At 34.9% G+C, this 26,920-nt stretch carries 26 protein-coding genes and 3 pseudogenes; 7 read left to right on the top strand and 22 right to left on the bottom strand.

Annotation, left to right across the window (positions count from 1 at the left end):
* Positions 1–22: 22 nt before the first annotated feature.
* The gene (locus AAIE21_RS10040; RefSeq protein ID WP_343266643.1) at positions 23–1,000 is read left to right on the top strand and encodes an MBL fold metallo-hydrolase; all 978 of its coding nucleotides are present in this window, start codon (positions 23–25) and stop codon (positions 998–1,000) included.
* Between the two features lie 172 nt (positions 1,001–1,172).
* Here AAIE21_RS10040 and AAIE21_RS10035 read toward each other — a convergent pair whose 3' ends face one another.
* From AAIE21_RS10035 to tatA, 4 genes are all read right to left on the bottom strand, one after another.
* On the bottom strand, positions 1,173–2,015 hold the full coding sequence (locus tag AAIE21_RS10035) for a DegV family protein (protein ID WP_343266642.1): 843 nt from the start codon (positions 2,013–2,015) through the stop codon (positions 1,173–1,175).
* 154 nt (positions 2,016–2,169) lie between these two features.
* Positions 2,170–2,421, bottom strand: coding sequence for a DUF2535 family protein (locus AAIE21_RS10030; protein WP_000605583.1), 252 nt, complete (start codon positions 2,419–2,421; stop codon positions 2,170–2,172).
* A gap of 154 nt (positions 2,422–2,575) precedes the next feature.
* Positions 2,576–3,304, bottom strand: coding sequence for a twin-arginine translocase subunit TatC (gene tatC / locus AAIE21_RS10025; protein WP_343266993.1), 729 nt, complete (start codon positions 3,302–3,304; stop codon positions 2,576–2,578).
* 74 nt (positions 3,305–3,378) lie between these two features.
* Entirely contained in the window at positions 3,379–3,543 is a 165-nt protein-coding gene (tatA, locus tag AAIE21_RS10020; protein ID WP_343266641.1) for a twin-arginine translocase TatA/TatE family subunit, read from the bottom strand.
* Positions 3,544–3,735: 192 nt separating this feature from the next.
* Between tatA and trhA the strand changes: the two genes are divergently transcribed.
* Entirely contained in the window at positions 3,736–4,392 is a 657-nt protein-coding gene (gene trhA / locus AAIE21_RS10015; RefSeq protein ID WP_343266640.1) for a PAQR family membrane homeostasis protein TrhA, read from the top strand.
* A gap of 36 nt (positions 4,393–4,428) precedes the next feature.
* On the opposite strand, the gene AAIE21_RS10010 is transcribed toward trhA, so the two are convergent.
* The 5 genes from AAIE21_RS10010 to AAIE21_RS09990 all read right to left on the bottom strand — a co-directional run bounded on the left by AAIE21_RS10010 (position 4,429) and on the right by AAIE21_RS09990 (position 9,759).
* Positions 4,429–5,148 (bottom strand): lysophospholipid acyltransferase family protein, encoded by a 720-nt coding sequence (locus AAIE21_RS10010; RefSeq protein ID WP_343266639.1) that lies wholly within the window; start codon positions 5,146–5,148, stop codon positions 4,429–4,431.
* A gap of 111 nt (positions 5,149–5,259) precedes the next feature.
* Positions 5,260–5,895 carry an FMN-dependent NADH-azoreductase gene (locus AAIE21_RS10005; protein ID WP_343266638.1) on the bottom strand — a complete coding sequence of 212 codons (636 nt, stop codon included), beginning with the start codon at positions 5,893–5,895 and terminating at the stop codon, positions 5,260–5,262.
* Positions 5,896–6,123: 228 nt separating this feature from the next.
* Entirely contained in the window at positions 6,124–8,109 is a 1,986-nt protein-coding gene (locus AAIE21_RS10000; protein WP_343266637.1) for a penicillin-binding transpeptidase domain-containing protein, read from the bottom strand.
* A gap of 184 nt (positions 8,110–8,293) precedes the next feature.
* On the bottom strand, positions 8,294–8,782 hold the full coding sequence (locus AAIE21_RS09995) for a dihydrofolate reductase (RefSeq protein WP_343266636.1): 489 nt from the start codon (positions 8,780–8,782) through the stop codon (positions 8,294–8,296).
* 20 nt (positions 8,783–8,802) lie between these two features.
* Positions 8,803–9,759, bottom strand: coding sequence for a thymidylate synthase (locus AAIE21_RS09990; protein ID WP_343266635.1), 957 nt, complete (start codon positions 9,757–9,759; stop codon positions 8,803–8,805).
* A 257-nt stretch (positions 9,760–10,016) separates the two neighbouring features.
* Between AAIE21_RS09990 and AAIE21_RS09985 the strand changes: the two genes are divergently transcribed.
* On the top strand, positions 10,017–11,474 hold the full coding sequence (locus AAIE21_RS09985; protein WP_343266634.1) for a serine hydrolase: 1,458 nt from the start codon (positions 10,017–10,019) through the stop codon (positions 11,472–11,474).
* 212 nt (positions 11,475–11,686) lie between these two features.
* On the opposite strand, the pseudogene tnpB reads toward AAIE21_RS09985, so the two are convergent.
* The 5 genes and pseudogenes from tnpB to AAIE21_RS09960 all read right to left on the bottom strand — a co-directional run bounded on the left by tnpB (position 11,687) and on the right by AAIE21_RS09960 (position 16,563).
* Positions 11,687–12,813 (bottom strand): annotated as a pseudogene (gene tnpB, locus AAIE21_RS09980) (IS200/IS605 family element RNA-guided endonuclease TnpB).
* A 228-nt stretch (positions 12,814–13,041) separates the two neighbouring features.
* Positions 13,042–13,674, bottom strand: coding sequence for an HAD family hydrolase (locus AAIE21_RS09975; RefSeq protein WP_343266633.1), 633 nt, complete (start codon positions 13,672–13,674; stop codon positions 13,042–13,044).
* Positions 13,675–13,807: 133 nt separating this feature from the next.
* A complete protein-coding gene (locus AAIE21_RS09970) occupies positions 13,808–14,383 on the bottom strand; it encodes a YpjP family protein (RefSeq protein WP_343266632.1) in 576 nt (191 codons plus the stop codon).
* 280 nt (positions 14,384–14,663) lie between these two features.
* Positions 14,664–15,860, bottom strand: coding sequence for an ABC transporter permease (locus AAIE21_RS09965; protein ID WP_343266631.1), 1,197 nt, complete (start codon positions 15,858–15,860; stop codon positions 14,664–14,666).
* Positions 15,838–16,563, bottom strand: a complete 726-nt coding sequence (locus AAIE21_RS09960) for an ABC transporter ATP-binding protein (protein WP_343266630.1) — start codon at positions 16,561–16,563, stop codon at positions 15,838–15,840. Before AAIE21_RS09960 ends, AAIE21_RS09965 begins: the two co-directional genes overlap by 23 nt.
* Positions 16,564–16,746: 183 nt before the next feature.
* Between AAIE21_RS09960 and AAIE21_RS09955 the strand changes: the two genes are divergently transcribed.
* The gene (locus AAIE21_RS09955; RefSeq protein ID WP_343266629.1) at positions 16,747–17,178 is read left to right on the top strand and encodes a GNAT family N-acetyltransferase; all 432 of its coding nucleotides are present in this window, start codon (positions 16,747–16,749) and stop codon (positions 17,176–17,178) included.
* Positions 17,179–17,206: 28 nt separating this feature from the next.
* On the top strand, positions 17,207–17,746 hold the full coding sequence (locus AAIE21_RS09950) for an HAD-IIIA family hydrolase (protein WP_343266628.1): 540 nt from the start codon (positions 17,207–17,209) through the stop codon (positions 17,744–17,746).
* A gap of 75 nt (positions 17,747–17,821) precedes the next feature.
* On the opposite strand, the gene AAIE21_RS09945 is transcribed toward AAIE21_RS09950, so the two are convergent.
* The 7 genes from AAIE21_RS09945 to AAIE21_RS09915 form a co-directional block, all read right to left on the bottom strand.
* The gene (locus tag AAIE21_RS09945) at positions 17,822–18,262 is read right to left on the bottom strand and encodes a GNAT family N-acetyltransferase (protein ID WP_336452617.1); all 441 of its coding nucleotides are present in this window, start codon (positions 18,260–18,262) and stop codon (positions 17,822–17,824) included.
* Positions 18,259–18,732, bottom strand: coding sequence for an SAM-dependent methyltransferase (locus tag AAIE21_RS09940; RefSeq protein WP_343266627.1), 474 nt, complete (start codon positions 18,730–18,732; stop codon positions 18,259–18,261). Before AAIE21_RS09940 ends, AAIE21_RS09945 begins: the two co-directional genes overlap by 4 nt.
* 98 nt (positions 18,733–18,830) lie before the next feature.
* The gene (locus tag AAIE21_RS09935; protein WP_343266626.1) at positions 18,831–19,553 is read right to left on the bottom strand and encodes an aspartate/glutamate racemase family protein; all 723 of its coding nucleotides are present in this window, start codon (positions 19,551–19,553) and stop codon (positions 18,831–18,833) included.
* 117 nt (positions 19,554–19,670) lie between these two features.
* On the bottom strand, positions 19,671–21,110 hold the full coding sequence (locus AAIE21_RS09930) for a GntP family permease (RefSeq protein WP_343266625.1): 1,440 nt from the start codon (positions 21,108–21,110) through the stop codon (positions 19,671–19,673).
* Between the two features lie 53 nt (positions 21,111–21,163).
* Positions 21,164–22,369, bottom strand: coding sequence for an iron-containing alcohol dehydrogenase (locus AAIE21_RS09925; protein ID WP_343266992.1), 1,206 nt, complete (start codon positions 22,367–22,369; stop codon positions 21,164–21,166).
* Between the two features lie 108 nt (positions 22,370–22,477).
* Complete coding sequence (locus AAIE21_RS09920; protein ID WP_343266624.1) at positions 22,478–23,917, bottom strand: GntP family permease; 1,440 nt, start codon at positions 23,915–23,917, stop codon at positions 22,478–22,480.
* Positions 23,918–24,156: 239 nt separating this feature from the next.
* Positions 24,157–24,867 carry an HAD family hydrolase gene (locus tag AAIE21_RS09915; RefSeq protein ID WP_343266623.1) on the bottom strand — a complete coding sequence of 237 codons (711 nt, stop codon included), beginning with the start codon at positions 24,865–24,867 and terminating at the stop codon, positions 24,157–24,159.
* Between the two features lie 193 nt (positions 24,868–25,060).
* Between AAIE21_RS09915 and AAIE21_RS09910 the strand changes: the two are divergent.
* Together AAIE21_RS09910 and AAIE21_RS09905 are read left to right on the top strand one after the other, a co-directional pair.
* Positions 25,061–25,255 (top strand): annotated as a pseudogene (locus AAIE21_RS09910) (lipid II flippase family protein); the annotation flags it as partial.
* Positions 25,256–25,324: 69 nt separating this feature from the next.
* Positions 25,325–25,898 (top strand): annotated as a pseudogene (locus AAIE21_RS09905) (nucleotidyltransferase family protein).
* A gap of 48 nt (positions 25,899–25,946) precedes the next feature.
* Here the strand turns inward: AAIE21_RS09905 and AAIE21_RS09900 are convergent.
* Positions 25,947–26,861 carry an alpha/beta fold hydrolase gene (locus AAIE21_RS09900; RefSeq protein ID WP_343266622.1) on the bottom strand — a complete coding sequence of 305 codons (915 nt, stop codon included), beginning with the start codon at positions 26,859–26,861 and terminating at the stop codon, positions 25,947–25,949.
* Positions 26,862–26,920 lie beyond the last annotated feature (59 nt).

The following is a 26,920-nucleotide window of genomic DNA, read 5'->3' as shown; positions in this document are numbered from 1 at the left end:
GATTTCAAATGAGGTGATGTTCATGGCAAAGCGCTATGAGAACATGGATAATATTAGCACCAAAAAAACAATTCGCTCGTTTTTACGTTGGCGTAAAGAACGAAAACAAGGCAAGAAAGATTTCTCTTATCTAGTAGAACAATCACCTATCAAGCATGCTCAATTTTTACGAACGAATACTGAAAAAACAACGATTACATGGATCGGTCACTCAACATTCCTTATACAAACAAACGGGCTCAACATTTTAACAGATCCGGTATGGTCAAAAAAAATAAAGCTTGTTCCAAGGCTAACGGATCCCGGCCTTACATTGCAGGAATTGCCCAAGATTGATATTGTCCTTATTTCACATGGGCATTATGATCATTTGGATTTTGCCACACTTCGTCAATTGAATTCGGATATTCTATACTTAGTCCCTACTGGATTAAAAAAATTATTTACAAGAAAAAAATTTATGCGCGTAGAAGAATATAATTGGTGGGAATCTACAAAAATTGATGATGTTGACTTTCACTTCGTACCAGCACAGCACTGGACAAGAAGATCATTGTTTGATATGAATACTTCACACTGGGGTGGGTGGGTTATCGATAACGGAACAACAAATGAAACGATTTATTTTTGTGGTGATAGTGGCTATTTTCGAGGGTTTAAAGAGATTGGCACTCGATTTTCTATTGATATTGCCTTAATGCCTATTGGGGCCTATGAGCCAGAATGGTTTATGAAAGTATCACATGTCTCTCCCGAAGAAGCAGTGCAAGCTTTTTTAGATGTAAAAGCAACGCATTTCATCCCGATGCATTACGGTACATTTGCACTCGCTGATGAGACACCGAGAGAGGCTATTACACGACTTCGTAACAATTGGAATTTACGTATGTTACCTTGGGAACAACTTCACGTATTATTTCTTGGTCAAACGTATATTTCTACCCCATCAACAAATGAGCAAAAAGAGCAAAAACAAACATTAGAACATTTTCATGTATAACAAATCTCTTTGGAAATACATTATATATAGAAAAATGAAAAGGGTGTTTTCATGGAAAACTACTTACAAACACGTTACATCATTAGCGGAAGCGCCTTTATTACTCTTCTCATCTCATATTTTCTATACTAGTAAAAAAAGCTACTTGAATGAATCATTCAAGTAGCTTTTTTTACTCAGCTAAATACATAAAACCAATTGCTCCTGGTCCTGTATGGGTACTTATAACTGGAGTTGTATAAAAAATCTCTGATTGTGTAAACCCACTAACTTTTTCAACAGCTGCTTTTACGCTTTCTGCTAACGGAAGTGCTTTCGCATGTGGAATCGCAACTGCTTTTACTACTTTCCCAGCCGTGTCTTGTTCTAATAATTTTGCCAATGTTTTTACGATTTGTCCCTGACTACGTACTTTTGTTACAGGATTATATACGCCATCTTCAAGGCTTGCAATTGGCTTAATATTTAATAAAGAACCAATAAATGCTTTCCCTTTTCCAATACGTCCACCCTTAACTAAATTCTCTAATGTATCCACGATAACATATAAACGAGTATTTTTTCTTACTTCATCAAGACGTTTTAAAATTTCTTCTAATGAGCGTTCTTCTTGCGCCATTTTCGCAGCTTCAATTACTTGATACGCTAAGCCATGGCTAATAAATTGAGAATCAACAACTGTTACCTTTGTCTCTGTCATTGATGCAGCGCTATTCGCCGTTGCAACCGTACCACTCATTCCACCTGTCATATGAATCGAAAGCACTTCGCTTCCATCTTCACCTAATTTATTATACATTTCTACAATTGAGCCCATAGCCGGTTGTGAAGTCTTTGGTAATTCTTCTGATTTCGCCATTTCTTCAATAAATTCATCCGGTTGCAGATCTACTCGGTCTAAGTATGTTTGTCCATTCACAGAAATAGATAATGGTACAACATGAATATCATATTTCGCAATCACATCTTGTGATAAATCTGCCGTTGAGTCTGTAACAATTTTAATTTTTTGCATATTATACTTCTTCCCTTTCCAATACGCTCTCCTTGTTATTATACTAGTATTCACAATGCTTTCAACAGTTTGAAACGATTTTCGGCAAATTTCTTTCGTTTTTTATGTCTAAAAAGAAAACGACAGAGCATACTCGCCCTGTCTCTATTTTAGATTATGCATTTTTTTCAAGTGAATTTGTTTGATACACATTTGAATAATCATTCCACTTTAAGCAACTTTGTAAATATTCGCGAAAAGAGTATGAAAATCTCGGTTGTTTTTGTTTTTGAATTTTAGCAATAAATAGTTGAAGACGTGACTGAATTAGAAATGCTAAAGGATGCTGTGCTTGCAAGACAGGGATTTCAAATATTTTGATACAATTCCCTGTTGAATGAGTGAAATAAAAACTTTTCATAATCACGATATCAATCCTCTTTTTTATTGGATTTATAACTTCAGTATAAACTTATAATGGTGAAAAGTTTGTCTAAATTTCGGAGATTCTATATTTTTTTTCTTCTTTATATTGTATGCGACTACAAGTATAGTATAACAAATAAATAAAAAAAGTGCCTTTAGAATGAGGCACTTTTTGATTCTGTATTCGTTTCTCGTTTTATTTTCCGCTTATAGACAAACTTTGATGCTGTAATACTTAATTCATAAATTACAAGAAGAGGTACAGCTACTGAAAAATCTGAAATAAAGTCTGGTGGTGTAATACAAACAGCGATAACAATTAAAATAAAATACGCATATCTTCTCACTTTTTGAAGTGCTATTGGATTGAGAACCCCTATGCTTGTTAAAAACATCGTAACAACAGGAAGTTCAAAAATCACTGCAAACGGTACAGTCATATTCATCACAAACGAAAAATACTTTTCCGTCGTAAACATTGTCTGAAACATATCATCACCAAGACTCATTAAAAACTGCAATACAAATGGTAAAATCAGAAAATAGCCGAAGCAAAGTCCCCCAATAAACAATAAAAATAATGCCGGTATATAAAGAATCGTCATTTTGCGTTCATGTTCGTGTAATGCTGGTTTTACAAATAGCCAAATCTGTAGTGCAGCAATTGGTATTGTACATACAATCGAAAAAACCGCCGCTATCACAAAATAAATCCATAAGATATCACTCGGGCCTAAAACAGTTAATTTCATATTTAAATCTTTTACAATAAAATTATATATTTCTTTCGTAAACGAAAAGCCAATGACAATAAAAATCAGAAACGTCAGCGCTGTTATAATGAGTCGCTTTCTTAACTCCCCAAGATGCTCTATGACACTCATTTCTTGATTGTCCACTCTTATCACCACATTCCCCACTCACTGTATACCGTAGAAACAAAATAACCTAGTGAAATTTATTTCTTTTCTTCCGTGTCATCATGCAAACCCTTTGCAGATTTTTTAAACTCTTTTAATGTTTCTCCAAAAGCTCGTCCAATTTCAGGTAACTTTTTTGGACCAAAAATAATTAAAGCGAGTACTAAAATTAATATTAAACCTGGAATCCCGATATTTGGCATATGACTTCCCCCTTAATCTCACTTAATTTTATTTTGTCAAAAAAGTTTGTAAACGTCAACGTATCCGATGCCTTTTGTCAAAAAAATTCGAAAATATAGTCTCTTAAACAATTTTCATTTTCTATTTCTTTTGTATATGATATTGTAAAAGAAAATATATCTTATTTCATCATGTGAGAAAGGATTCGACTCATGACTCAAAAAATAACACGGATGACAATGTTTGTGAAAGAGGAAATTGCCAATGCAATTACCCATGGCATCGGTGCCATTTTAAGTATTCCAGCTTTAGTTATATTAATTATTCATGCCTCAAAGCATGGCACAGCTTCTGCTGTTGTTGGATTTACCGTTTACGGTGTAAGCATGTTTCTACTATATTTGTTTTCCACGCTATTACATAGCGTCCATCATCCAAAAGTAGAAAAATTATTTACGATTTTAGATCACTCTGCTATTTATTTATTAATAGCTGGCACATATACACCGTTTTTACTTATTACGCTGCGCGGCCCACTTGGCTGGACATTACTTGCAATTATTTGGACGCTCGCTATCGGTGGGATTATTTTTAAAATTTTCTTTGTACGCCGTTTTATTAAAACGTCAACACTGTGCTACATCATTATGGGCTGGCTCATTATCGTCGCTATCAAACCACTTTATGAAAATTTAACTGGGCACGGATTTTCACTGTTGTTAATCGGCGGGATTTTATATTCAGTAGGAGCAATATTTTTTCTTTGGGAAAAACTGCCCTTCAACCATGCAATTTGGCACCTTTTTGTATTAGGTGGCAGCACAATGATGTTTTTCTGCGTATTGTTTTATGTATTGCCTGTTGCATAAAAAAGTCTCAGCTTGTTCAAGCTGAGACTTTTTTTATTACTTATGTAATTGAGCTGCAATAATATCTTTCGTATACTGCGTTAATTCTTTTATATCCATATTTTCGTACTGCTCAGGTGTAATTGGCTTTGAAATGGTTACTGTTGCCTGCGCAGGCTTCATACGATTTCCATTTGCTTCAAACATCTTATATGTACCATCTAATGTCACTGGCAAAATTGCGACACCAGATTTTACTGCAAGATGAAAACTACCTGCTTTAAACTCTTCCATTTCACCGCCTTTACTGCGCGTCCCCTCTGGGAAAATTACAATCGAATGACCATTCTTTAACAGTTCAATTCCATCTTTAATTGCTTGAAGAGACTGACGACGATCACTGCGATTCATAAACACACAATTCATCAATTCCATCCAAGTGGGCACAAGCGGAAATTTTTTAATTTCTGCTTTTGAAACAAATCCAATTGGCTTATTTAAGTACCCAAGTAAAACTGGAATATCCATATTACTTTGATGATTACTTACAACAAGTACCGGCTTATCTTTCGGCACATTTTCAAGTCCGTTTACTTGTACAGTCGATCCTGCTACACGAACCATTTTCTTACCAAACCAGTTTGTTGTTTTATACACAAGGCGATCCTTTTCTTGTGGCGACATCATATTTTCTTTACGCTTTATACGCCATAACCTCGGTGTAATACCAATTACAATTAAAATTAAATAAAAGATTTTAAAAAACGTTTGAATCATATAGAACCCCCACCTATTCTCATTCCGTCATTCATTATACTAGACAAACGAAGGAAAAAGAAGAAAAAATGTCCAAACGACAAGCGTTTGGACATTTTTGAGTTTTCTATATTAGAAACGTTTTGCTAATTCACATGCATTTGCAATTGCTGCTTCTTTAATTTCTGGTGCTTTTTCAGGATTTGCATTCATACCTTCAACTGCAAGATATTCTACATCAGATACACCCATAAATCCTAATACTGCATTTAAGTGGTTGCGACCGAAGTCCATCGCTGCGTATGATCCTTCAGAATATACGCCACCTGTCGCTTGAATGTGAAGTGCTTTTTTACCTTCAAGTAAGCCAACTGGTCCGTTTTCAGTATATTTAAATGTTTTACCTGCGATAGATAAGTTATCTAAGTACGCTTTTACTACTGGTGGATAACTGAAGTTCCACATTGGTGTTACAAATACATAACGATCTGCATTCATAAATGTTTCTAAGTTTGTGTTCATTGCTGCAATTTTTTGTTGTTGGCTTTCGCTTAATGTTTCAAAACCTTCACCTGCTGCAAATTTACCCCAAGCTGCAAATACTTCTGCATCAAGTGCTGGTACAGTTGTGTTAAATAAATCAATTGTTACCACTTCATCTTGTGGATGTTCATTTTTATATGCTTCTATGAAAGCTTCTCCTACTGCCATACCGAAAGATGCTTCTACTGAATTTGGATTTGCTGTAATAAATAGTACTTTTGTCATTTTCATTCTCTCCCTTAGTAAATATCTTTAATTTGAGATTTTTCATTAAAAAGTAAATTACTTACCTTATGTAAGTATAATACAAAAACATTCTTTTTCTGTCAATAAAAATAGCTACTTTTTTTTCGTAAGTAAATAAACCTACTGTATCTTTTCATAAAATGTTCACATTTTATGACTCAACCAAAAAAGCTAGCTCGTTTTAAGGAGCTAGCTTTTCTTAAAGTATTACTTTTGAAAAACATGTTTCACTTTTTCGCCAGGTACGTTACTTCCACCCCGGCCTTTTACATCTTCAATCATCATCGTAACAATCATATTTGGTGCATTAACATCAAAAGCAGCGAACCAGCCAAGTTCTTTTCCATCTGCTTCTTTTGATTCTTTTAACTCAGCTGTCCCTGTTTTTCCAGCAAGAGTCATTCCATCAATTTTAGCAATTTTCCCAGTTCCATCTTCATCGTTAATTACTTTTGTTAACGCATTTTTTAAGATATCTTGGCTTCCTTTAGAAATCACATTTTCTTTCCAAGGTTTAGCTTGTTTAGCATCTTTAATCAGGTGTGGCGACGGTATATTTCCTTCATTTACAATTGGTGCATACGTTAATGCTAAATGAAGAGGTGTCATTAACACTTGGCCTTGTCCATACCCTGTATCAGCCATTTGAATATCATTTTTAATACCATCTTTTGCAATTTTTGAAGCAGGGAATGGATATTCAATTGGTAATTTTTCATCGAATCCAAATTTCTTCGCTTCACTCATAAATTTATCTTTTCCGATTTTTATTGCCTCTTGCGCAAAGTAAATGTTATCAGAAAACTTCATTGCTTTATCAAAATCAATTGGACTCGCATCTTTTACACGTGTCACATAATAATTTCCCCATGAAGAATCTTTTGTCCATTGTAATCCTTCAATTTTCAATTCCTCTTTTGGATCAATTGTTTTTGTTTCTAGACCGATTGCACCTGTAATTGCTTTAAATACAGAACCTGGCGCAGATGTTTGCGTAAAACGATTCGTCATTGGCTTTTTCGGATCGTTATTCCACGCTTCACGTTGTGCTTTGGATGCACCTCTTACCATTACATTTGGGTTATATGCAGGGCTACTTACAAGCGCAATTGTTTCACCCGTTTGCGGATTGATCGCTGCACTTGAACCAGCTTCCCCCTTCATTTCGTTAAAGATCTTTTCTTGAACGGTACTATCAATTGTTAAAGTAATATTTTCCCCATCTTTTGCTTCTTTTTTTGCTAAATCTTTTATTTCTTTTCCATTTACATCTTCCATAAAGACACGGCCACCTTTTTCGCCGCGTAATTTCTCCTCAAATACTTGCTCTAAACCAGCTTTCCCAACTGGATCATCTGCTTGATACCCTTTTTTCTGAAGGGTCTTTAAATCTTCCGCATTTACTTTTCCCATATAACCCGTTAAGTGTGCTGCCGCTTCTCCTAATGGATATGTACGAACTTTTACTGGGCGCGATGAAACTCCTGGCAGATCAATATAATCATTTTGCGTTGCACCTTCTTGTAAAATACCGATTGGCACAAAATAATCTGGTTTCACCCATTTAGCCGCAAGCTTTTGATCAATTTCTTCTACAGACATATTGAGTAGTTTTGCTACTGTTTCTTTTGTTTGCGGTGCAGCTTCTCCTAATTGTCCTGGAATGATTCCAATTTCAGATGCCGTTCCATTTGTTATAAGCCCTTTTTCATTACGATCATATATTTCCCCGCGCTTCGCTTGAAACGTTTGCATACGTACTTTACTGTCCTTTGTCATCCCTGGGAAAATAAAATCTGGAGTCCAATCTATTTTCCAAGATTCTTTATCTCCATCTTTCTCTTTCACAAGCTTTGCTTCATGTGAAAAAGAAATTTTCCCACCAACTGTATCCATACTTACTTTAAAAGGAACTGGACCTTTATCTTCTTTATCCTCTTTTACTTTTCCTGTTTCCACCTTTAAATTTTTAACTTCAATACCTGCATAAATCTTTTCATATTTCTCTGTAAAATCTTTTTTCGAAATGGTTTTTTTTGCATTTTCTGATAACTGATCATACATATCTGCAAATTTTTGCTTATTCCACGCTTTTGCATATGTATCAAATGCTTGTACTGGCTTTTCTTCTTTACCACATCCTACTAGCATGAGTGTGAAGCAAAGAAAAAGCAAACCCCATAGTTTTTTCAAATGATTCTCCTCCTTTAGCTAAGAAAAAATAATAAATATAACTTTCTCTTTTATGTTTTTTTCCTAAGCTACTAAAACTTACAACCTCTACCATTATATCACCAAAAAAGTCCCTTCATAAAGTTTTATCTTGTTATCTAAATAAAAAGATTGATGTGAACATCCACATCAATCTTTTTTATAATTATTGTTGTTTTTCATATATGTGATAGTAGTATGTATATGGATTCTTTTCATCCGTAACGCCTTTTTCTACAAAAACTTCTTTCCACTCTTTCATATTCATTTCCGGAAAGAATGTGTCCCCTCCAAATGAATGGTGAATCTTTGTGATATAAAGCTTGTTTACATATGGTAAAAACAATTCATAAATTTGCGCTCCACCAAAAATGAAAATTTCTTCCTCATCTTTACAAAGCTCAAAAACTTCTTCTACAGTATGCGCAATTTCACAACCTTCTACATGATAATTCATATTACGAGTTACGATAATATTTCGTCTTCCCGGAAGTGGTCTGCCGATTGCTTCATAATTTTTTCTTCCCATAATAAGTGAGTGGCCCATTGTTGTCTTCTTAACATATTGCAATTCACTTGGTAAATGCCATGGTAGCTTATTATCCTTACCAATGACTTTATTTTCATCCATTGCGACCATAAATGAAATAATCATATTTTCATCTCCTTTTGCGTTTACACTGCGACAGGCGCTTTAATTGCAGGATGTGGATCGTAACCTTCTAACGTTACATCCTCCATCTCAAAGTCAAAAACAGATTTTACATCTGGATTTAATTTTAGCATTGGGAATGGACGTGGTTCACGCGCTAATTGTTTTTCCACTTGCTCAAAATGATTTGTGTAAATATGCGCGTCTCCAATCGTATGAACAAACTCTCCTACCTCTAAACCACATTCATGCGCGATTAAATGTGTTAACAATGAATAGCTTGCAATATTAAATGGAATGCCAAGGAAAATATCGCCGCTTCGTTGATACAACTGACATGATAGTTTTCCGTCTGCTACATAAAACTGGAATAGCGTATGACAAGGCGGAAGTGCCATACTTGGCACATCTTCCGGATTCCAAGCAGAAACAAGTAAGCGACGGGAATCTGGAGTTTTTTTAATCATTTCAATTACATCTTTTAATTGATCAATTGTTTCTCCAGCTGTTGTTTTCCATGCACGCCATTGCTTCCCGTACACATCTCCTAAATAACCATATTGATTTGCAAAATTATCATCTTCTAGTACATTCTTTTTAAAGACTTCCATTTGTTCATCATATTGTTTCTTAAACTCTTCATCTTGCTGCGAACGAAGTCCAAAGTCTGTCATATCTGGTCCTTCGTATGCATCACTTTCTATCCAACTTTTAAACGCCCATTCATTCCAAATATTATTGTTATTTTGAAGTAAGTAGCGAATATTTGTATCACCTTTCATAAACCAAAGAAGCTCACTAGCTACTAAACGGAATGGCACACGTTTTGTCGTTAATAAAGGGAATCCTTTGCTAAGGTCAAAGCGCATTTGATGTCCAAATACAGATACAGTTCCTGTTCCTGTACGATCTTCTTTTTTTGTACCATGCTCCATCACATGGCGGCACAAATTTAAATATTCATATTCAGCATGTTTCATATGTAAGAAAAACCCTCTTTCTCATCTATTTCCTATATGGAGTTTATCATACAAAAAATATTTCTGCATGAAAAACCCTCAGTCAGACATAAAAAAAAACATTTCAATATAGTAAGTATTAACTGAAATCTAATACGGAATATCAGTTTTAATGAATCTTACAAAATTCTTAACTTTTCATCTTTTAAGAGGGATTTCACTCCTTACCAAAGAAACTATAGTGCGGAAGTATAAAATAATATTTGGAGGTTAGAAAGATGTCTAAAATTGAAATTCCTATTATTAGTACACTACAAGCAACCATTGAAAACATGATGGAAGATTTAAACGTTCCTGGAGCTGCCGTCACAGTTATAAAAGATGGAAAAGTTATCATTTCAGAAGGGTTTGGCTATCGTAATTTAGAAAAGAAAGAACCAGTTACACCTCAAACACGCTTTGCAATCGGCTCTGCCACTAAAGCGTTTGGTACACTTTCTTTAAGCCTATTAGCAAAGCAAAAAAAGTTTGATTGGGATACTCCTGTTCAATCTTACATTCCTATATTCTCTTTATCCGATGTATTTGCAAGCTCACAAATTACAGCACGGGATTTAGCCTCCCACCGCTCTGGAGTAAGTCGTCACGATGCTCTTTGGTACAACTCTTCCTTAACTCGACAAGACATCGTTGAAAAAATAAAGCATTTATCACTCGATGCGCCATTTCGCACTACTTTCTTATATAACAACTTAATGTATGCAACAATAAGCTATCTTGTAGAAAACATTACAAATCAGACATGGGAACAATACGTCAAAGAACATATTTTAGAACCACTTCAAATGGAACAAACAAACTTCTCTGTCACTGACTCACAAAATACGAATGACTATGCATTGCCTTATGTTGAGAAAGATGAAGAAATAAAAGAGGTCCCATTCCGTAATATTGATACAGTAGGAGCTGCTGGATGCATCAATTCAACAATTGAAGATATGGCGAATTGGGTACTTTTCCATCTTAATCAAGGAAAAACAGGAGATCACGAATTACTATCTGCTGAATTATTACAACAAATGTATACGCCGCACAACACAATTCCCGACCAGCCATTTTTATCAACACCTGAATCTCCATTGAACAGTTACGGTCTTGGTTGGTTTATTAGTGCCTACCGTGGTTATAAAGTGATTCATCATGGCGGAAATATTGATGGTTTTACGGCGCTTGTCTCGTTTATTCCAAAAGAAAATATAGGCCTTGTCATATTAACGAACTCGGGAAGTACATTACTCCCTAGTTATCTCGCAAATCAAATCTATGACGAACTCCTCGGATTAGAAACAATTGATTGGCATAAGCGCGCTATAGAAGACACTGATAAATTGAAAGAAATGATGAAAGAGGTAAATCAATCACTTCCAGAACAAATACAAGAGACTATACCTTCTCATCCATTCAAAGATTACACTGGTACATTCGAACACCCTGCATATGGAACACTAGAAGTATATAAACAAAATGAAGAATTATATGTACAATTTACAGAGATGAAAGTCCCACTACAGCATCATCACTACGATATGTTCTCTACGACGTTAGACTTATTCCAAATAGAAATGAAGGTGTTGCTTGCTTATGAGATGGATATAAAAGGGCAATTCCAAACAATCCAATTACATGTACCAGCTATGTTAAGTACACAGCCTCTAACATTTACAAAAATAAAATAAAAATACCGATATACGAAATAGAGGGAGCGCTATACGTCCCTCTATTTTTATTGGAACTTAATGTTCTTACCGACCTCACATTTTCACATTAGGCGTATAAGCAACTTCTACTACAAACCCATTCGGATCTTGAACTACCCCACTTAACATTCTAACAAACTGTTTGAATGTTAAGTAGAGGATTCCTACGAACACCAAAGTATCCCTCGGCTTTATAAGTAGGCAATCCCCGTAGTCCCTACGGTTAGAAGCCTTAAGGCCTCTTTTCTCAATTTTTTTCCTGCGTTGACATCTCTACCATGATGCATACCACAAAAAAGACACTTCCATTCACGCAATTCCAGATCTTTCACGTCTTTGTTTTTGTTACCACAATGCGAACAAAGTTGAGAGCTGGCGAATGTTTTTGTTACCACGACGACTTGTTTACCATACCATTTTGCCTTATACGCAAGCATCGCTCTGAATTGTGACCAAGATACTTCTTGAATCGCTTTCGCTAGCTTGTGATTCTGTAACATATTGGATACTTGCAAATCTTCTATCCCAATCACATCGTGGTTTTTGATGATCATCGTAGAAAGTTTTTGCAAGTAATCGGTTCTTGCATTTGTGATTCGTTCATGAATACGAGCCACTTTGATTCGCTGTTTATGCCAGTTCGCTCCGCTTTTGTACGGCGAGACAAAATACGCTGAGCATGAGCGAGCTTTTTCTCTAATATCCGAAACCATTTCGGATTGCCAAATACCTCTCCAGTTGAAAGAATCGCAAAGTTTTTCACGCCAACATCCACACCAACAGCGAAACCTGTCTTTGGCAATTCTTGCACTTCTACTTCGGCAAGAATCGAGACAAAATATGCTCCACTTGGATTTCTTCTGACAGTAGCGCTCAAAATACGTCCTTCTACCTCACGACTTTTGACAAACGTGACAAGACCAAGTTTTGGTAACTTTATTTTATTCCCTACAATCGCGATGTTCCCATTTGTGTGCTTCGTTGTATACGATTGGACTTTATTGTTTTTCGACTTAAACCGAGGTGCTTTGTTTTGTTTATTAAAGAATCGTGAATACGAGTCAGCGAGGTTATGAAGAGAAGATTGAAGAGCCGTGCTGTCCACTTCTTTTAGCCATACAAATTCTTTTTTGAGAGCAGGTAATTGTGAAGAACAAGTGCCATAGGTTAATCCTTTTCCTGTTTCTTTATATCTATCATTCCATTTTGCCAAAAAGTAATTAAATACAAAATGAGAACAACCAATTGTTTTCGCGATACGTATTTTTGGTTCTGTATTAGGGTAAATCCGAAACTTACACGCTTTATGGACGAGCACCACTTTCCACCTCACTTCCTATTTTAATTTTTCTACATGCTTTTTTCACGATATTTATGAGAACGATATCGGAATGTACTTAAAAATACTTCTCTCGTATCATTTCTTCTTTTTTGTCGAAATTCCTCTGTCACCCTTCAAAATGTATACATATGGACAGACTTTTATGATGGAACAATTCCTTATATGTAAGAATGCTTCTTACTACATCATTTCCCTTCCATCATTTTAATAAATAGATTCAACTACATGTAAAATTTCGTTCGGTGTATTTACCATATAATCTGGGGAATCTTCTTTCACCGTTTCCATCACATCATACCCCCATCCAACCCATATCACATTCACACCAATTTTTTTACACGCAACAATATCTCGTTGTTCATCACCAACATACAACATATCAGCTTCTGTTAAGTTTTTTTCTTTTAAAAATTTCTTGATAACTTTATCTTTACCAAACAAATTTTTCGAACAAAAAACATCTTCAATATTTCCTATTCGATTCTTATGTAAGAACGTTTTAATATGTTCTTCTGAATTGGATGATATAATCGCTATTTCATAACCTTTTCTATGTAATTCATCTAGTACTTCCTTCATTCCATTAAACAAAACAAGATCCTTAATAGCAGGCTGATATAACTTATAAAACTCTACTGCTAAGAAAGGAAGTTTATACATTGGTACATGAAGTTGTTTACATCTCTTTGTAATAGACAATTTTCGTAAAGGTTCGACATCCTCTTCCTTTACCCTTTTATACCCATGTTTCTCAGCAATTTGATTATACATTGGAACAAATATATCTTGTGAATCTACTAATGTACCATCAAAATCAAACACAACATATTTCAACATAATGAATACTCCCTTATCTTCTTTTTTAAACAACTCTAAACCTATCCCATTCGCTATTAAGATCTCTTTTCCCTTTAATTTTCACATCTATACAACAAAAAAAGAACAAGGTCATTACCCTTGTTCTTTTTCATTAAGACAGCCATTTCGGCGGCATATTCGTATTCCAATAAATATCACCTAGCTCATGATGTCCTGTATATCCATCATCAAAGCGATGATAATGGAAATTAAAATAATATCCATCTTGCGGTGGATGATCACGTCTTACATGAAAACGCAATAAATCGTTTCCTGTTTTTGTATCATACACATGAAAAATCTTTTCATTATTGCCACCTGTTGGTTTCTGTGAAATTGCTAATGATTGTAAAGTTTCTTCTGGTACATCTGTCGCAAGTTCTGCGATTGCCTCTTCAATTTTAGGTAAAATAATATCTTTAAACTCATCTTCAATCACAGGCCCAATTTTAGAACCGAACTTTTGCATAGATTGTTTTTCAGCCTCTTGCATCGCATAAGTGATAAAGGTGTCTGTGGTTAACCTCTCACGATCTTCTTCATATGTATAGGACGACTGCTCCAAATTTTGTTGCCTAGTAGGCTTGTCCGCTTTTGCATTATCAAGCAAAATAGAAGGAGGCGTCACTAAGCCAAATGTAAATACAGTAATTAATGCGACTAACGTTTTTCTAAACCAATTTGGCATTTTTTATTCCCTCCTCTTTCACTACTTATATTTTTATAACGGTTGTTTCTTCCATTATACAAAATGATGCTAATTTTTGCACTTTACAAATTTATTAACTTTCATATTTTTTTCATTTGAATATGGAATAGTAAGATTTCATATAATATAAGTACAACAATAGTGAGGAGGATTTTTAATGACTCTAGATGTCATGTACTCCGTCTTAAGCATTTTTGTACTTTTATATTTTATTTACCAGTCCATTACAGACTAGAAAAGAGCCATCCTGGCTCTTTTTCTATGGTAAAAATACAATCCATCCTATTACTATTAATAATAAAATACCAATGATGATAGCTGGCAATAAATAAAATTGTGCAAGCAGAACGGTTCCATAGATTAAAACAGCCGGAATAAACAAGCACATCGTTGCCCTTCCTTTTAACAATAGTAACTTCCCTTGCTCACAATATAATTGAAGAAACATTTTTTTCGCAAACTCATTCCATTGGTCACCAGAGTAACGTGCAATTGCAATACAAGCAAATATAATAATCATAAGCGCAATCCACCACGGCGTTATTTTCACAGATACTGCACTCATAAAAATAATTTTAATATAAAAACTTAAAGAAACACCTGATCGAAAATATTCCTTTAAAAACGATTCAACGATACGTGAATCCGATTTTTTTCCAAGTATATGCTTTGAACGTGGAAATAACCATGGTTTCGAGTTATTACTTGGCTTCGTTGTTTGACCACTAAAGTGCATGATTTCCATCGTCCAGCGCATACCCTCTTCCTTTTCTTTTTCAACTTCCTTAAAAAAGAAACGCTGATAGTTCATTTTTTGTTTTATCAATATCAAACTAACTCCAATCAATACAATGATAAATATTATTGCATATACTGGATGTTTAAAACCTAAAAACACACCACTTCCCAAACAAATAAAACTTATAAAAAATACGATAATCTTTACAATCCAAAATACCCAGCGCTTCCCTCTACGCACATCCATATATCTTACCAATAGTGATAACATACATCGAAAAGCGGTAAAGGACAGCCAAAATAATACAACTTGTAAAAGGGATGCATCCATACTCTTAACCAATATAGGTAACATAATGAGCGCTACAATGATATTTGTTATACTTATTCGAATACATGTGTATACCATGCCATATTTCATTAACTTTTGCATATGAGCTGGATGCTGAATTAAAAACAGGCTATCTGCTTGCTCAAAAAACGAACGCATCCCTCTTGAATATGTAACAAAGGAAAACACAAACAAACCTAATAAAAAATAAGCTGGTTCTTCTGCAGATAATTCTCTTGTCCATAACGAACGATAATAAATTCCGCTAAATATAATTGCTGGAACGATAAAATATAATGCGATTGTCCAATCGATTACAGAGCGAATCGATTTCCATTTTCTTTTTAGTTCATGACGTAACCTTCTATAAAATTGTTGTTTCATCATGTTGTTCCTGCCTTACGATTGCATCAAAACAATCTAGTAATGGACTGTCTGGCATTTCTGCTAGTGATTGAATCACTTGTAGATTACCGTTCGCTAGTAAAGTTCCTTGTGAAATAAGTAAAAATCGTTCACAAATTCTTTCCGCTGTATCTAGTACATGAGTACAAAGTAAAATCCCAGCCCCACGTTCTTTCTCTTTATATAAGAAATTTAAAAACTCCCTTGTTGCTACCGGATCTAATCCAATAAACGGTTCATCAATAATATAAAAGTCCGGTTCTGTTAAGAATGCGAGAATTAACATGGACTTTTGTTTCATCCCTTTTGAAAACTTCGATAAGTATTCATGCTTATGCTTTTCCATTCGAAATGTATGTAAAAACTCCCGTGCACGTTCCTCCCAACTTTCTGCTTCACACCCACGTGCAGCCATTAACAATTCAATGTGCTCCCATAAAGTTAAATAATCATAATAAGTCGGATGTTCTGGTACATATGCATATGGATTTCTCTTTTCACCAAACGTAATTTCACCATCCATATTTGCAAGCAAGCCAAGCATTGACTTAATTGTCGTACTTTTCCCGGCGCCATTTGCACCAATCAAAGCAACTAATTCACCTTTTTTAATTGAAAAAGCTATATCATGGATTGTTTTTTCTCCTGTTTCATAACCTGCTGAGCGAATATTGACTTGTAGCAAATTGTTTCCCCTCTTTTCTATTTACAATAACCCCCAGGAAAATCATAACATATTTTCTTTTAAAATATTATTCTGCATATCTAATATATTAAATATTAATATCAAGAGCAGGAAAAAATGAGTTTTAGCAGAATATTTAACATTTGGAGTTATTAATTTATATTTACAGATGGAGCTGAGAGTATGGAATCTCACATTCGAAAAGCGACTGCGAACGATATAGAAGCACTTTGTTCACTAACAAAAGAATTAAAAGGCTCTGATATTTCTCATGCCGACATGCAAAACCGCTTACAATTTATTGAAATGAGTCCATTTGATTTCCTATATGTTTACGAGGAAGATAATGAGATATTTGGATTTCTTGGATTTCGCATACGAGAGAACTTAGAAGATATAACACGGTATGGGGAAATATCCATTATTAGCGTTGACTCAACAGCACGGAGAAAAGGAATTGGACAAATTTTAATGAAGTATGCAGAACAATTAGCAAAAGAGCATAACTGTATTGGTACATGGCTTGTAAGTGGTACACAGCGAACAGAAGCTCATCCATTCTATAAAAAATTAGGATATGAAGTAAATGGATATCGATTCGTGAAATATTTTTAATCTATCCATATGGAAGGAACTAATTATTATGACAAACTTTCAAGCTATTTTCATTGACCGAGATGGAACAATTGGAGGAGACACTACCATACATTATCCTGGTGTATTCACCTTATTTCCATTTACACAAAACGCCTTACGTGCATTAAAAGAGCAAAATATAAAACTATTTTCCTTTACAAATCAGCCTGGCATTGCTGATGGGAAAGCGAGTATAGAAGATTTTAGTCAGGAACTAGAAGCATTCGGTTTTGATGACGTATACCTTTGTCCTCATAGACATGGAGATGGATGTGAATGCCGAAAGCCAAGTACAGGTATGCTTCTACAAGCAGCAGAAAAACATAAGCTTGATTTGACAAAATGTATTGTCATCGGTGATCGCTGGACTGATATCGTTGCGGGTGCAAATGTTCATGCAACAACGATATTAGTTCAAACAGGAGCTGGTCATGATGCTTTACACACATATCGCGATAAATGGGCTAATATTGAACCAGATTATATTGCAGAAAACTTTCAAGATGCTGTTACATGGATTCTACAACATACACTTTGTCCTAAATAAATAATACGATTAAAAAAGTAGATTATATAAATATAATCTACTTTTTTATGTATACGTCTACTAGCTTTGCTAAGTTTAAAAAGTTAGTTCATAATGAAAATAACGATTATCCCTCAAATAACCATTTTCAGCATATAATCGTTGCGCTGATATATTGTCTATTTCTGTTTGCAGTTTTAATCCCTTCGCACCATTCTCTAATGCGAAAGTTTTAGCTGCTTCTAATAATTTCTTCCCAATGCCAGCTCCACGTTTACTTTCTTGTACAAAAAGATCATTTAATATCCATAACTCTTTCATAGAAATAGATGAAAAAGAAGGGTACAATTGGGTAAATCCAAGGTATTGTCCATCCTCTACTGCTACAAAAATGATCGATTCTTCTCGTTCTATACGATTACGCAAAAATGTTTTTGCACCTTCTACATTTGATTCCTGTCTATAAAACATACGATAATTGTTAAACACATCTGCTAATCCATCTAAATCTGAAATTGTTGCTTCATACACCTTCATTTTGTCCCGCTCTCCTTCCAATACTCCTTCATAAGGTCCGTTACCCATTCAGGTTGGGTAGTATCTTCATTCGGTAAAAACTCTCTCATAACAGGCTTTATATCCAATATGGGCGTACCATCAATTGCATCTAATCCTTCAACTACAATTGATTTTCCTTCTCGCCTTACTACTTTTGCAATTGTCGCCCCCAATCGATTTGGACGATTTTTCCCCCGCTGTGCAAAAATACCTATTTTCGGGTATTCTTTATTATTTCTTGGATGTCTAGCTGAATATTGAATCTGTTCATCTTGTACTTTATGAAAATAAAAGATTACTTCAATATGGGAAAAGTATTCAATTCCTTGTATACTCTCTTCTGAATATGAATCCACTAATGTAATAAGAGATTGTACATCTCCCCATTCGTCATCCATTATCATTTTTCTTTCATTATGTACAAAAGCAATTGGCTGAAGTGAAAACATCCATACTCCCCCTTTTTGTAACCACTTACATTATAAAATATTTTCTGAATGTTTTCCATCCATACAGTTGCATTAGTTTACATAATAAAGTTATGTTGTTATTTTTTATTCTCTTGCACTGCATCCAAGTACCTGCCTAAAGAGCTGTTCACAGCTTCAACAGCATGTATAAAAGTTGTATCAAATAAAGGCACTGGAGAATCTTCTTGTTTTACTAATAGCCCTATTTCCGTACAACCTAATATAATTCCTTTTGCTCCGTTTTGTACTAAGCGATTTATTATTTCCTTATAGAAATCTCTTGATGTTTGATTAACTTTTCCTAAACATAACTCGTTATATATGATTCTATTTACTATTTCCCTATCTGTTTCATTTGGTATCATTACTTTCATACCCTTTTCTTCTATTCGTGATTTGTAAAAATCCTGTTCCATTGTATATTTCGTTCCAAGTAAACCAACTGATCGAATTCCATGTTTTTTTATTTCTATAGCTGTTGCATCCGCAATATGTAAAATAGGGATACTCACCTTCTCTTTAATATTACTAATAACTTTATGCATTGTATTCGTGCAAATAACAATGAAGTCTGCTCCAGCTTTCTCAAGAGAATATGCAGCTTCTCCTAATACTTCCCCCGCCTTTTCCCAATCACCTTCAGATTGATAATATTCAATCTCTGCAAAGTCAACGCTGTATAAAAGACATTTTGCTGAATGTAATCCTCCTAATCTCTTTTTTACTTGTTCATTTATTATCCGATAATATTCAGCCGATGACTCCCAGCTCATTCCACCGATAAGGCCTATCATTTTCATATCCACCTATTCCTTTCCATCTGAAAAACTAATCATCATCTAGCGCCTATTTATTAGATACTTTTAATATAATAAACAAAGACTTTAGATGTTTTTCTAAAGTCTTTGTTTATGTTTTTATACAATCCCTGTTAGAGTATAAACACCAATCACAACAAATACAGCCAATGTTTTAATAATCGTAATTGCAAAAATGTCACGATATGATTGTTTATGTGTTAACCCTGTTACTGCTAATAACGTAATAACCGCACCATTATGCGGTAATGTGTCCATTCCTCCTGATGCCATTGAAATAACCCTATGCATGACTTCAAATGGAATATTATGTTGCTCTGCTGCCGCAATATATTTCTCCGACATCGCACTTAAGGCAATACCCATTCCTCCTGAAGCTGATCCAGTAATTCCGGCAAGAACGTTTGTAGTCACTGCACCATTTACGAGCGGATTTGTAAACGTTGTAGAAATGCTATCTCGAATGACACCAAAACCAGGTAATGCTGCAATAACTCCTCCAAAACCATATTCGGCTCCAGTATTCATAGCTGCGAGCAATGCCCCTCCAATACTTGCATTTAAACCAGCTTGAAATCCAGTAAATAAGCGTTTCCAATTTAAAATTATCGTTGTAATAATTCCGATTAAAAGTGCTAGTTCTACAGACCATACACCTAGCACACCAGAAAGTTCTACTTTACCAAAGGCTTTTAATCCAATCGAGGAGAAATCAAAGCCCTTTGGATACCATGTTGGAATCAACACTGTAAAAACTTTATTCATGACCCCTACTAAAATAAGCGGTACGAAAGCCAGTACTTGACGAAGTGGTGTAATTTCAGAAGCATGAATAGCTGGTTTTATATTTTGTTCTGTTTCAGTTGTAGCTGCCATTTCTGGATTTTCTTTTTCAAAACCATAATAACCTTCACCACTTTCTTCTGCCTTTTTTCGTCTTCTTTCTAAATACAACATACCAACAATGAATACAAAAATCGCCCCAATGATTCCAAGAAATGGTGCTGCATAGATGTCTGTTTTAAAAAACGTGGTTGGAATAACGTTTTGGATTTGCGGGGTTCCTGGAAGGGCATCCATTGTAAACGTAATCGCTCCAAGAGCAATGGTTCCTGGTATTAATCGCTTTGGAATATTAGCCTCGCGAAATAAATTAGCTGCAAATGGATATACCGCAAAAGCCACTACAAACAAACTAACACCACTATAAGTTAATATAGCTCCCATTAGGACAATTGCTAGCATGGAACGTTTGACACCAACTAGCTGAATAATTGTTTTTGCAATAGACTCCGCAATCCCTGACATTTCTACTACCTTACCGAAAATTGCTCCAAGTAAGAAAACAGGAAAATATAATTTAATAAACCCAACCATTTTTTCCATAAAAATATTAGAGAAAAACGGTAATACATGACTTGGTTCTGTTAATAAAACCGCAAATAGTGCACAAATTGGGGCAAATAATATAACAGAAAAACCACGATACGCAACAAACATTAACATGCAAAGAGCCAATAATATAATTACTAATTCCATCTCCTGCGCCCCTTTTCATTTCCATGGAAATATTTTAATAATTTTCAGAATTCTTATGAAGTACTTATAGAATTTTCATATTGATAGTCAAAACATATACGATATAATTTTTTCACCTCATGATAAGAAGGGATACGTGGATTATTACTCGGACTCCCACTAGCTAGTGCATCTTTCGCCATTTTTGAAAGAGCATTTTCAAATTCAACCTGATCAATTCCATACTCTCTAAGATTGGGAATACGTAGATCCAAACAAAGTTTCTTTATTTCAAAAATCGTATAATCAGCAAGCTCTTCATCAGATAATGAATGTAAGTCCGGATTTATACTCCGCCCAATATCTGCAAGGCGGTTGACTGAGCAAACTTTTGTAAAATCTAAAACTGCTGGTAGTAACATCGCATTTGATATACCATGGGGTACGTGAAATAGCGCTCCGATTGGACGTGACATTCCATGAACTAAAGTAACCGATGCATTTGAAAAAGCAATGCCAGCTTGTAAGGAAGCAATCATCATCGCTTCTCGCGCTTCTATATTTGTTCCATCTTCATAGGCGATTCGCAAATGTTTCATAATCGTTCCAATTGCCGCAAGTGCTAGTACATCTGTAAGCGGTTGTGAAAATCTAGAAAGATATGCTTCAATTGCATGACACAGTGCATCAATACCTGTTGCTGCAGTAATATTCGGTGGAACAGAACGTGTTAATAACGGATCGATAATTGCTATTTGTGGCGTAAAGTTTGGGTGCTTAATCATCATTTTGACATCTGTTTTTGTATTTGTAATAACAGCAACACTTGTAACTTCTGAGCCTGTACCAGATGTTGTTGGAATTGCAATAAGGGGTAATGGCTGCTTTTCTATTTCTACATGATTTTGAACATACTCTCCAATCTCTCCCCCATTTGTAAACAGAACTGCTACAGCTTTTGCTGCATCAATGCAACTTCCTCCACCAAGTCCAATAATAAAATCACATTTTGACTCTGCACATATCGTTAGCGCTTCCAAAACATGAATATTTGTTGGTTCCGCATTTACATTTTCATAAGTAATAACATCTATTTTTTTTGCTTTTAGTAGTTTCACGCACGCATCGATATAGCCAAGCTTTTTCATAATAGAATCACTGATAATAAAAGCTTTTTTCCCTAGTTTGATTGCCTGTCCTCCTAATTTATCAAGTGAATTTCTCCCATATAAAACGTTCTTTGGCATACGAAATTCCGCGATTTCTTGCAAGGAATCCACCCCTTCTTTCTCTACTAAATATTTTATAATGTGAACCTTATACTGCATAAATTATCAAATCTAATATTCCACTTCGAATAATTATTTCCTCCCAAACTAATAAATTTATTAATAAATTCCTGTAAATGTATAAAAAGCAATTACTAAAAATACAGCGACCGTTTTTAATATTGTTACAGCAAATATATCACGATACGATTGTTTATGTGTTAACCCTGTAACAGTAAGGATTGTAATAATCGCTCCGTTATGTGGAAGTGTATCCATTCCTCCCGATGCCATTGAGACAATACGATGCATAACCTCTAGCGGAATATTGTATTGATCAGCCGCCGCAATAAATTTATCTCCCATCGCACTTAAAACAATGCCCATGCCCCCTGAAGCTGAACCTGTAATACCAGCAAGAATATTCGTTGTCACCGCTCCATTCACAAGCGGATTCGTAAATGTTGCAGAAATACTATCTCGTATAATCGCAAACCCAGGAAGTGCTGCAATCACGCCACCAAAGCCAAATTCTGCTCCTGTATTCATTGTTGCCAGCAACGCTCCTCCAATACTTGTATTCAATCCAGCTTGGAATCCTGTCACAACACGCTTCCAATATAATAAAAGCGTTGTAATAATTCCAATGATGAGTGCTAATTCTACCGACCAAATCCCAATTACTGCACTTAACTCCACCTTTCCAAATGCTTTCATTCCAATTGCGGAAAAATCAAAACCATTTGGATACCACTTCGGTATAGTCATCGTAAAAAACTTATTCATAACTCCTACTAAAATAAGTGGTACAAAAGCAATGACTTGCTGTACTCTCGAAATTTCAATACTTTGGAGAGTAGTATGATTCTTTTGCTCTAACTCTAGTGATGCTGCCATTTCAGAATTCCCATCTTCAAAACCAAAATACCCTTCTCCAGCTGCTTTTGCCTTCTTACGCCTGTTCTCTAAATAGATCAAACCTAATGTTAAGACAAAAATTGCTCCAATAATACCGAGTATAGGTGCTGCATAAATATCTGTCTTAAAAAATGTTGTCGGGATTACGTTTTGAATTTGCGGTGATCCCGGAAGTGCATCCATCGTAAACGTAACAGCTCCAAGAACAATCGTTCCTGGTATTAGGCGCTTCGGGATATTCGCTTGACGAAACAATTTTGCAGCAAATGGATACACTGCAAACACAACAACATAAACACTGACACCACTATAAGTTAAAACAGCCCCCATTAAAACGATAGCCAAAATGGTCCGTTTTTCACCCACTACTTCAATAATTGTCTTAGCAATAGAATCTGCAATTCCAGACATTTCTACTACTTTACCAAAAATCGCACCAAGTAAGAAAACTGGAAAATATAACTTAATAAAGCCTACCATTTTCTCCATAAAAATATTTGAAAAGAAAGGTAACACAAAACTAGGTTCTGTTAAAAAGACCGCAAATAGGGCAAAAATCGGTGCAAATAAAATAACAGAAAATCCTCTATAAGCAACAAACATAAGCAAGCTTAGTGCTAATAAAATAATAACTAGCTCCAATTTTCTCACCTTCCTTTTTTAATTGAAAATTCAATCTTTTTAACTCGTCGTTTTCTATGTATTCCCTACAAAATATATCTTTCTATCAATCCAAATATTTACAACACTCCTTCTTTTTTAACAAAATTTTTATGATTCAAACAGCATATTTATTATTTATTCTATTACATTTGAAAAATCCCTTTAAACAAAAATGAATTAGCTATCATTCATTATAAAGGGATTTTCTTCTTTACATCTTATATTTTCAAGCTTTTGTCTTTTGTATAAAAGCATCGGAACTCTTCGACATGTTTCACAACATACGTCGCCCTTGCTTCTTTTAATTCTTCTTCGCTTCCATATCCATACAACACACCGATAGAGTCAATCCTATTACAATTAGCCCCAATCATGTCATGCTTTCTATCCCCAACCATTACTACCTCTTCTCTTTGCAGCTCTGGATTCGTATGTAAAATATATTCAATAATTTCATCTTTCTTTATTCGAGTTCCATCTAAATTACTACCTACAATTTCTTCAAAAAAATGACTTAAATTAAAGTGTTCTAAAACTTGTTTCGCAAATACAGTTGGCTTTGAAGTCGCGACAAATAATCGTTTCTCTTCATCCTTTAATTCTTGTAAAATACATGGAATCATCTCATAAACTTTATTTTCTAGCAAGCCACTTCGCTTTAGATATTCTCGAAAATATGTAACTGCTTCTTTTACTTGTTTTTCATTCATTCCGTATCTATCTGCAAACGAGTGCTGAATTGGCGGGCCAATAAAAGATTCTAGCTCTTTCTGATTCGGTTCATCTATTCCCATTTTTCGCAATGCATATGAAACCGAATTGACAATCCCCTCTTTGGGATCTGTTAATGTTCCATCTAAATCAAATAGAAATGTTGTATACCTCCCTGCTTCATACTCTTTTGCACGATTACTATAATATATATGCATAACACAAATCCCCCTCTAACAGAAAAATAACCATCCTCCCTATATTATCAAAACATTTCCTTATTTTGAATTTTTATGTTATTTTTTGTATCTATCTTCTTTTCTATCGAAGTATGATGCATGAATAGATATACCTAAAACTATGTTCTTGTTATATTATAAGTATAATTTCATAGAAAAATGGTGACCCAAAATGACAACAACATTAATTTTCATAATGGCTTTCACGATTATCATTCATGCAGTCGAAACAAGTTCTTATAGTATTCGACTAGCTGGCGTTCGTTTAAAAAAGATTGCCGTTGCATTATCCGTAGTTGGGATGGTATTACTCATTTCACGAACATCCAACTTACTACAAGCTTTTTTACTTGGTGGTATTATTCATTAGGCTAAGAGTGGTGCTTCTGTTAATTTAGAAAGAATGAAGGCGTATATTTAATAAGGAGAGAAATGTATGTATATGAAAACAGAACAAGATATTATTGGGCTTATACAAAACGATACTTGGATGATGGAAATATTACAGACAGCAAAATCCCTACAACTACCTGATTGGTGGGTTTGCGCTGGATTTGTTCGTTCTAAAATTTGGGACGTTCTTCATGGATACGAAGTGAGAACGTTAACGCCAGATATAGATATCATCTATTTTGACCCACTACATATAAGTGAATCTACCGAGAAAAAATTAGAAAATGAGCTTAAAAGTATAGATTCTACTATCCCATGGTCAGTGAAAAATCAGGCCCGTATGCATGTAGTCAATAACATGCCACCTTATTCATCATCAGTCGATGCAATTTCTAAATTCCCAGAAACAGCGACTGCTCTTGGCGTTACATTAGATGAACAAAATAATATTGTGTTAACCGCCCCTTGCGGAATAGAAGATGTTCTCACACTGCAAGTGAAACCAACACCTCATTTCCTCAAAACGAAAGAGCGCACTAATATGTATGAAAAAAGATTACAAAAAAAAATGGCAAAGTAAATGGCCTTACATTACAATCTTCCATCCTGAAATTTAACATGAAGAAAAAAGGTGCTTCTCATTTCATGAAGCACCTTTTCCTATTTTACTTCAAAAAATTAATTACAGTTTCTGCAAATTGATCCGCTGCTTCATAATGTGGTGTATGACCACTCTCTTCAAAGACAATAATTTCACCATTTTGAGCATCTCTTTTAAATGTTTCGATTTGTTTTTCACAGGTTACCACATCGTGTTTTCCTATGATGAGCAACATCGGATTCTCTACATCTTTTAATTTTGATAATAACGATTGATGAATTTCTCCCTCCTCTTTCAATCTTGTAAAATGAATATTGGAACGCTCATAAAACTCTTCCCATTCCTCGTCACTATATAAACTATAATCCGTTTCATCCTCAACGTAATTATAAATTTCCATTCTGTTTTCTTCTAATTCATCACTTAATTTCGAATAAGCTTCTAGTAATTCTTCTGAACTAGCATCACTCTCTGCAATAGCTATACATTCGTTCCCCTGTTCCTCTTTCCCATACTTCGTTAGTAAAACTCCTGTCCTTTTCAATAAAGCTCTACTTGTTAATGCAAAATCAAAAGTAGGTCCTTCAAAGATAATCTTTTGAATAGATTGTGGATACATTGTTGCATATAACAACGCTAGAAAACCACCAAAGGAATGTCCAATAACAGACCATTTTTCAATTCGTAACATCTTCCTTAACTCTTCGCAATCTTCGATAAGATCCCGCAATCCAAACGACTCTTGTTTCCCAATTTTTTCTGAACGCCCTACACCACGTTGATCAATGGCAATGAGCCGAAAAAAATCTTGTAATCTATGTGCTTGATGATAAGAAAAATCAAAACACATCTCACCAGGCCCGCCATGAAGATATAATACAGGTGGATTTTCTCGTACTCCATACGTCTCCACATATAGCTTTTTCCCGCGTACTTTCATCATTTTCCCTTGTAATAATACTTCTTTTTCTTGTTTCATCTCTTTGCCCTCCAATTTTTCATATTTTGATTTCGTATACAATTAGGAGGACCACGAAT

This window comes from Paenibacillus sp. 102 (assembly GCF_039549175.1).
GTDB lineage: Bacteria > Bacillota > Bacilli > Bacillales > Bacillaceae_G > Bacillus_A.
Note: the sequence above shows the minus strand (reverse complement) of the source record. Positions and strands in the feature narration are given on the sequence as shown.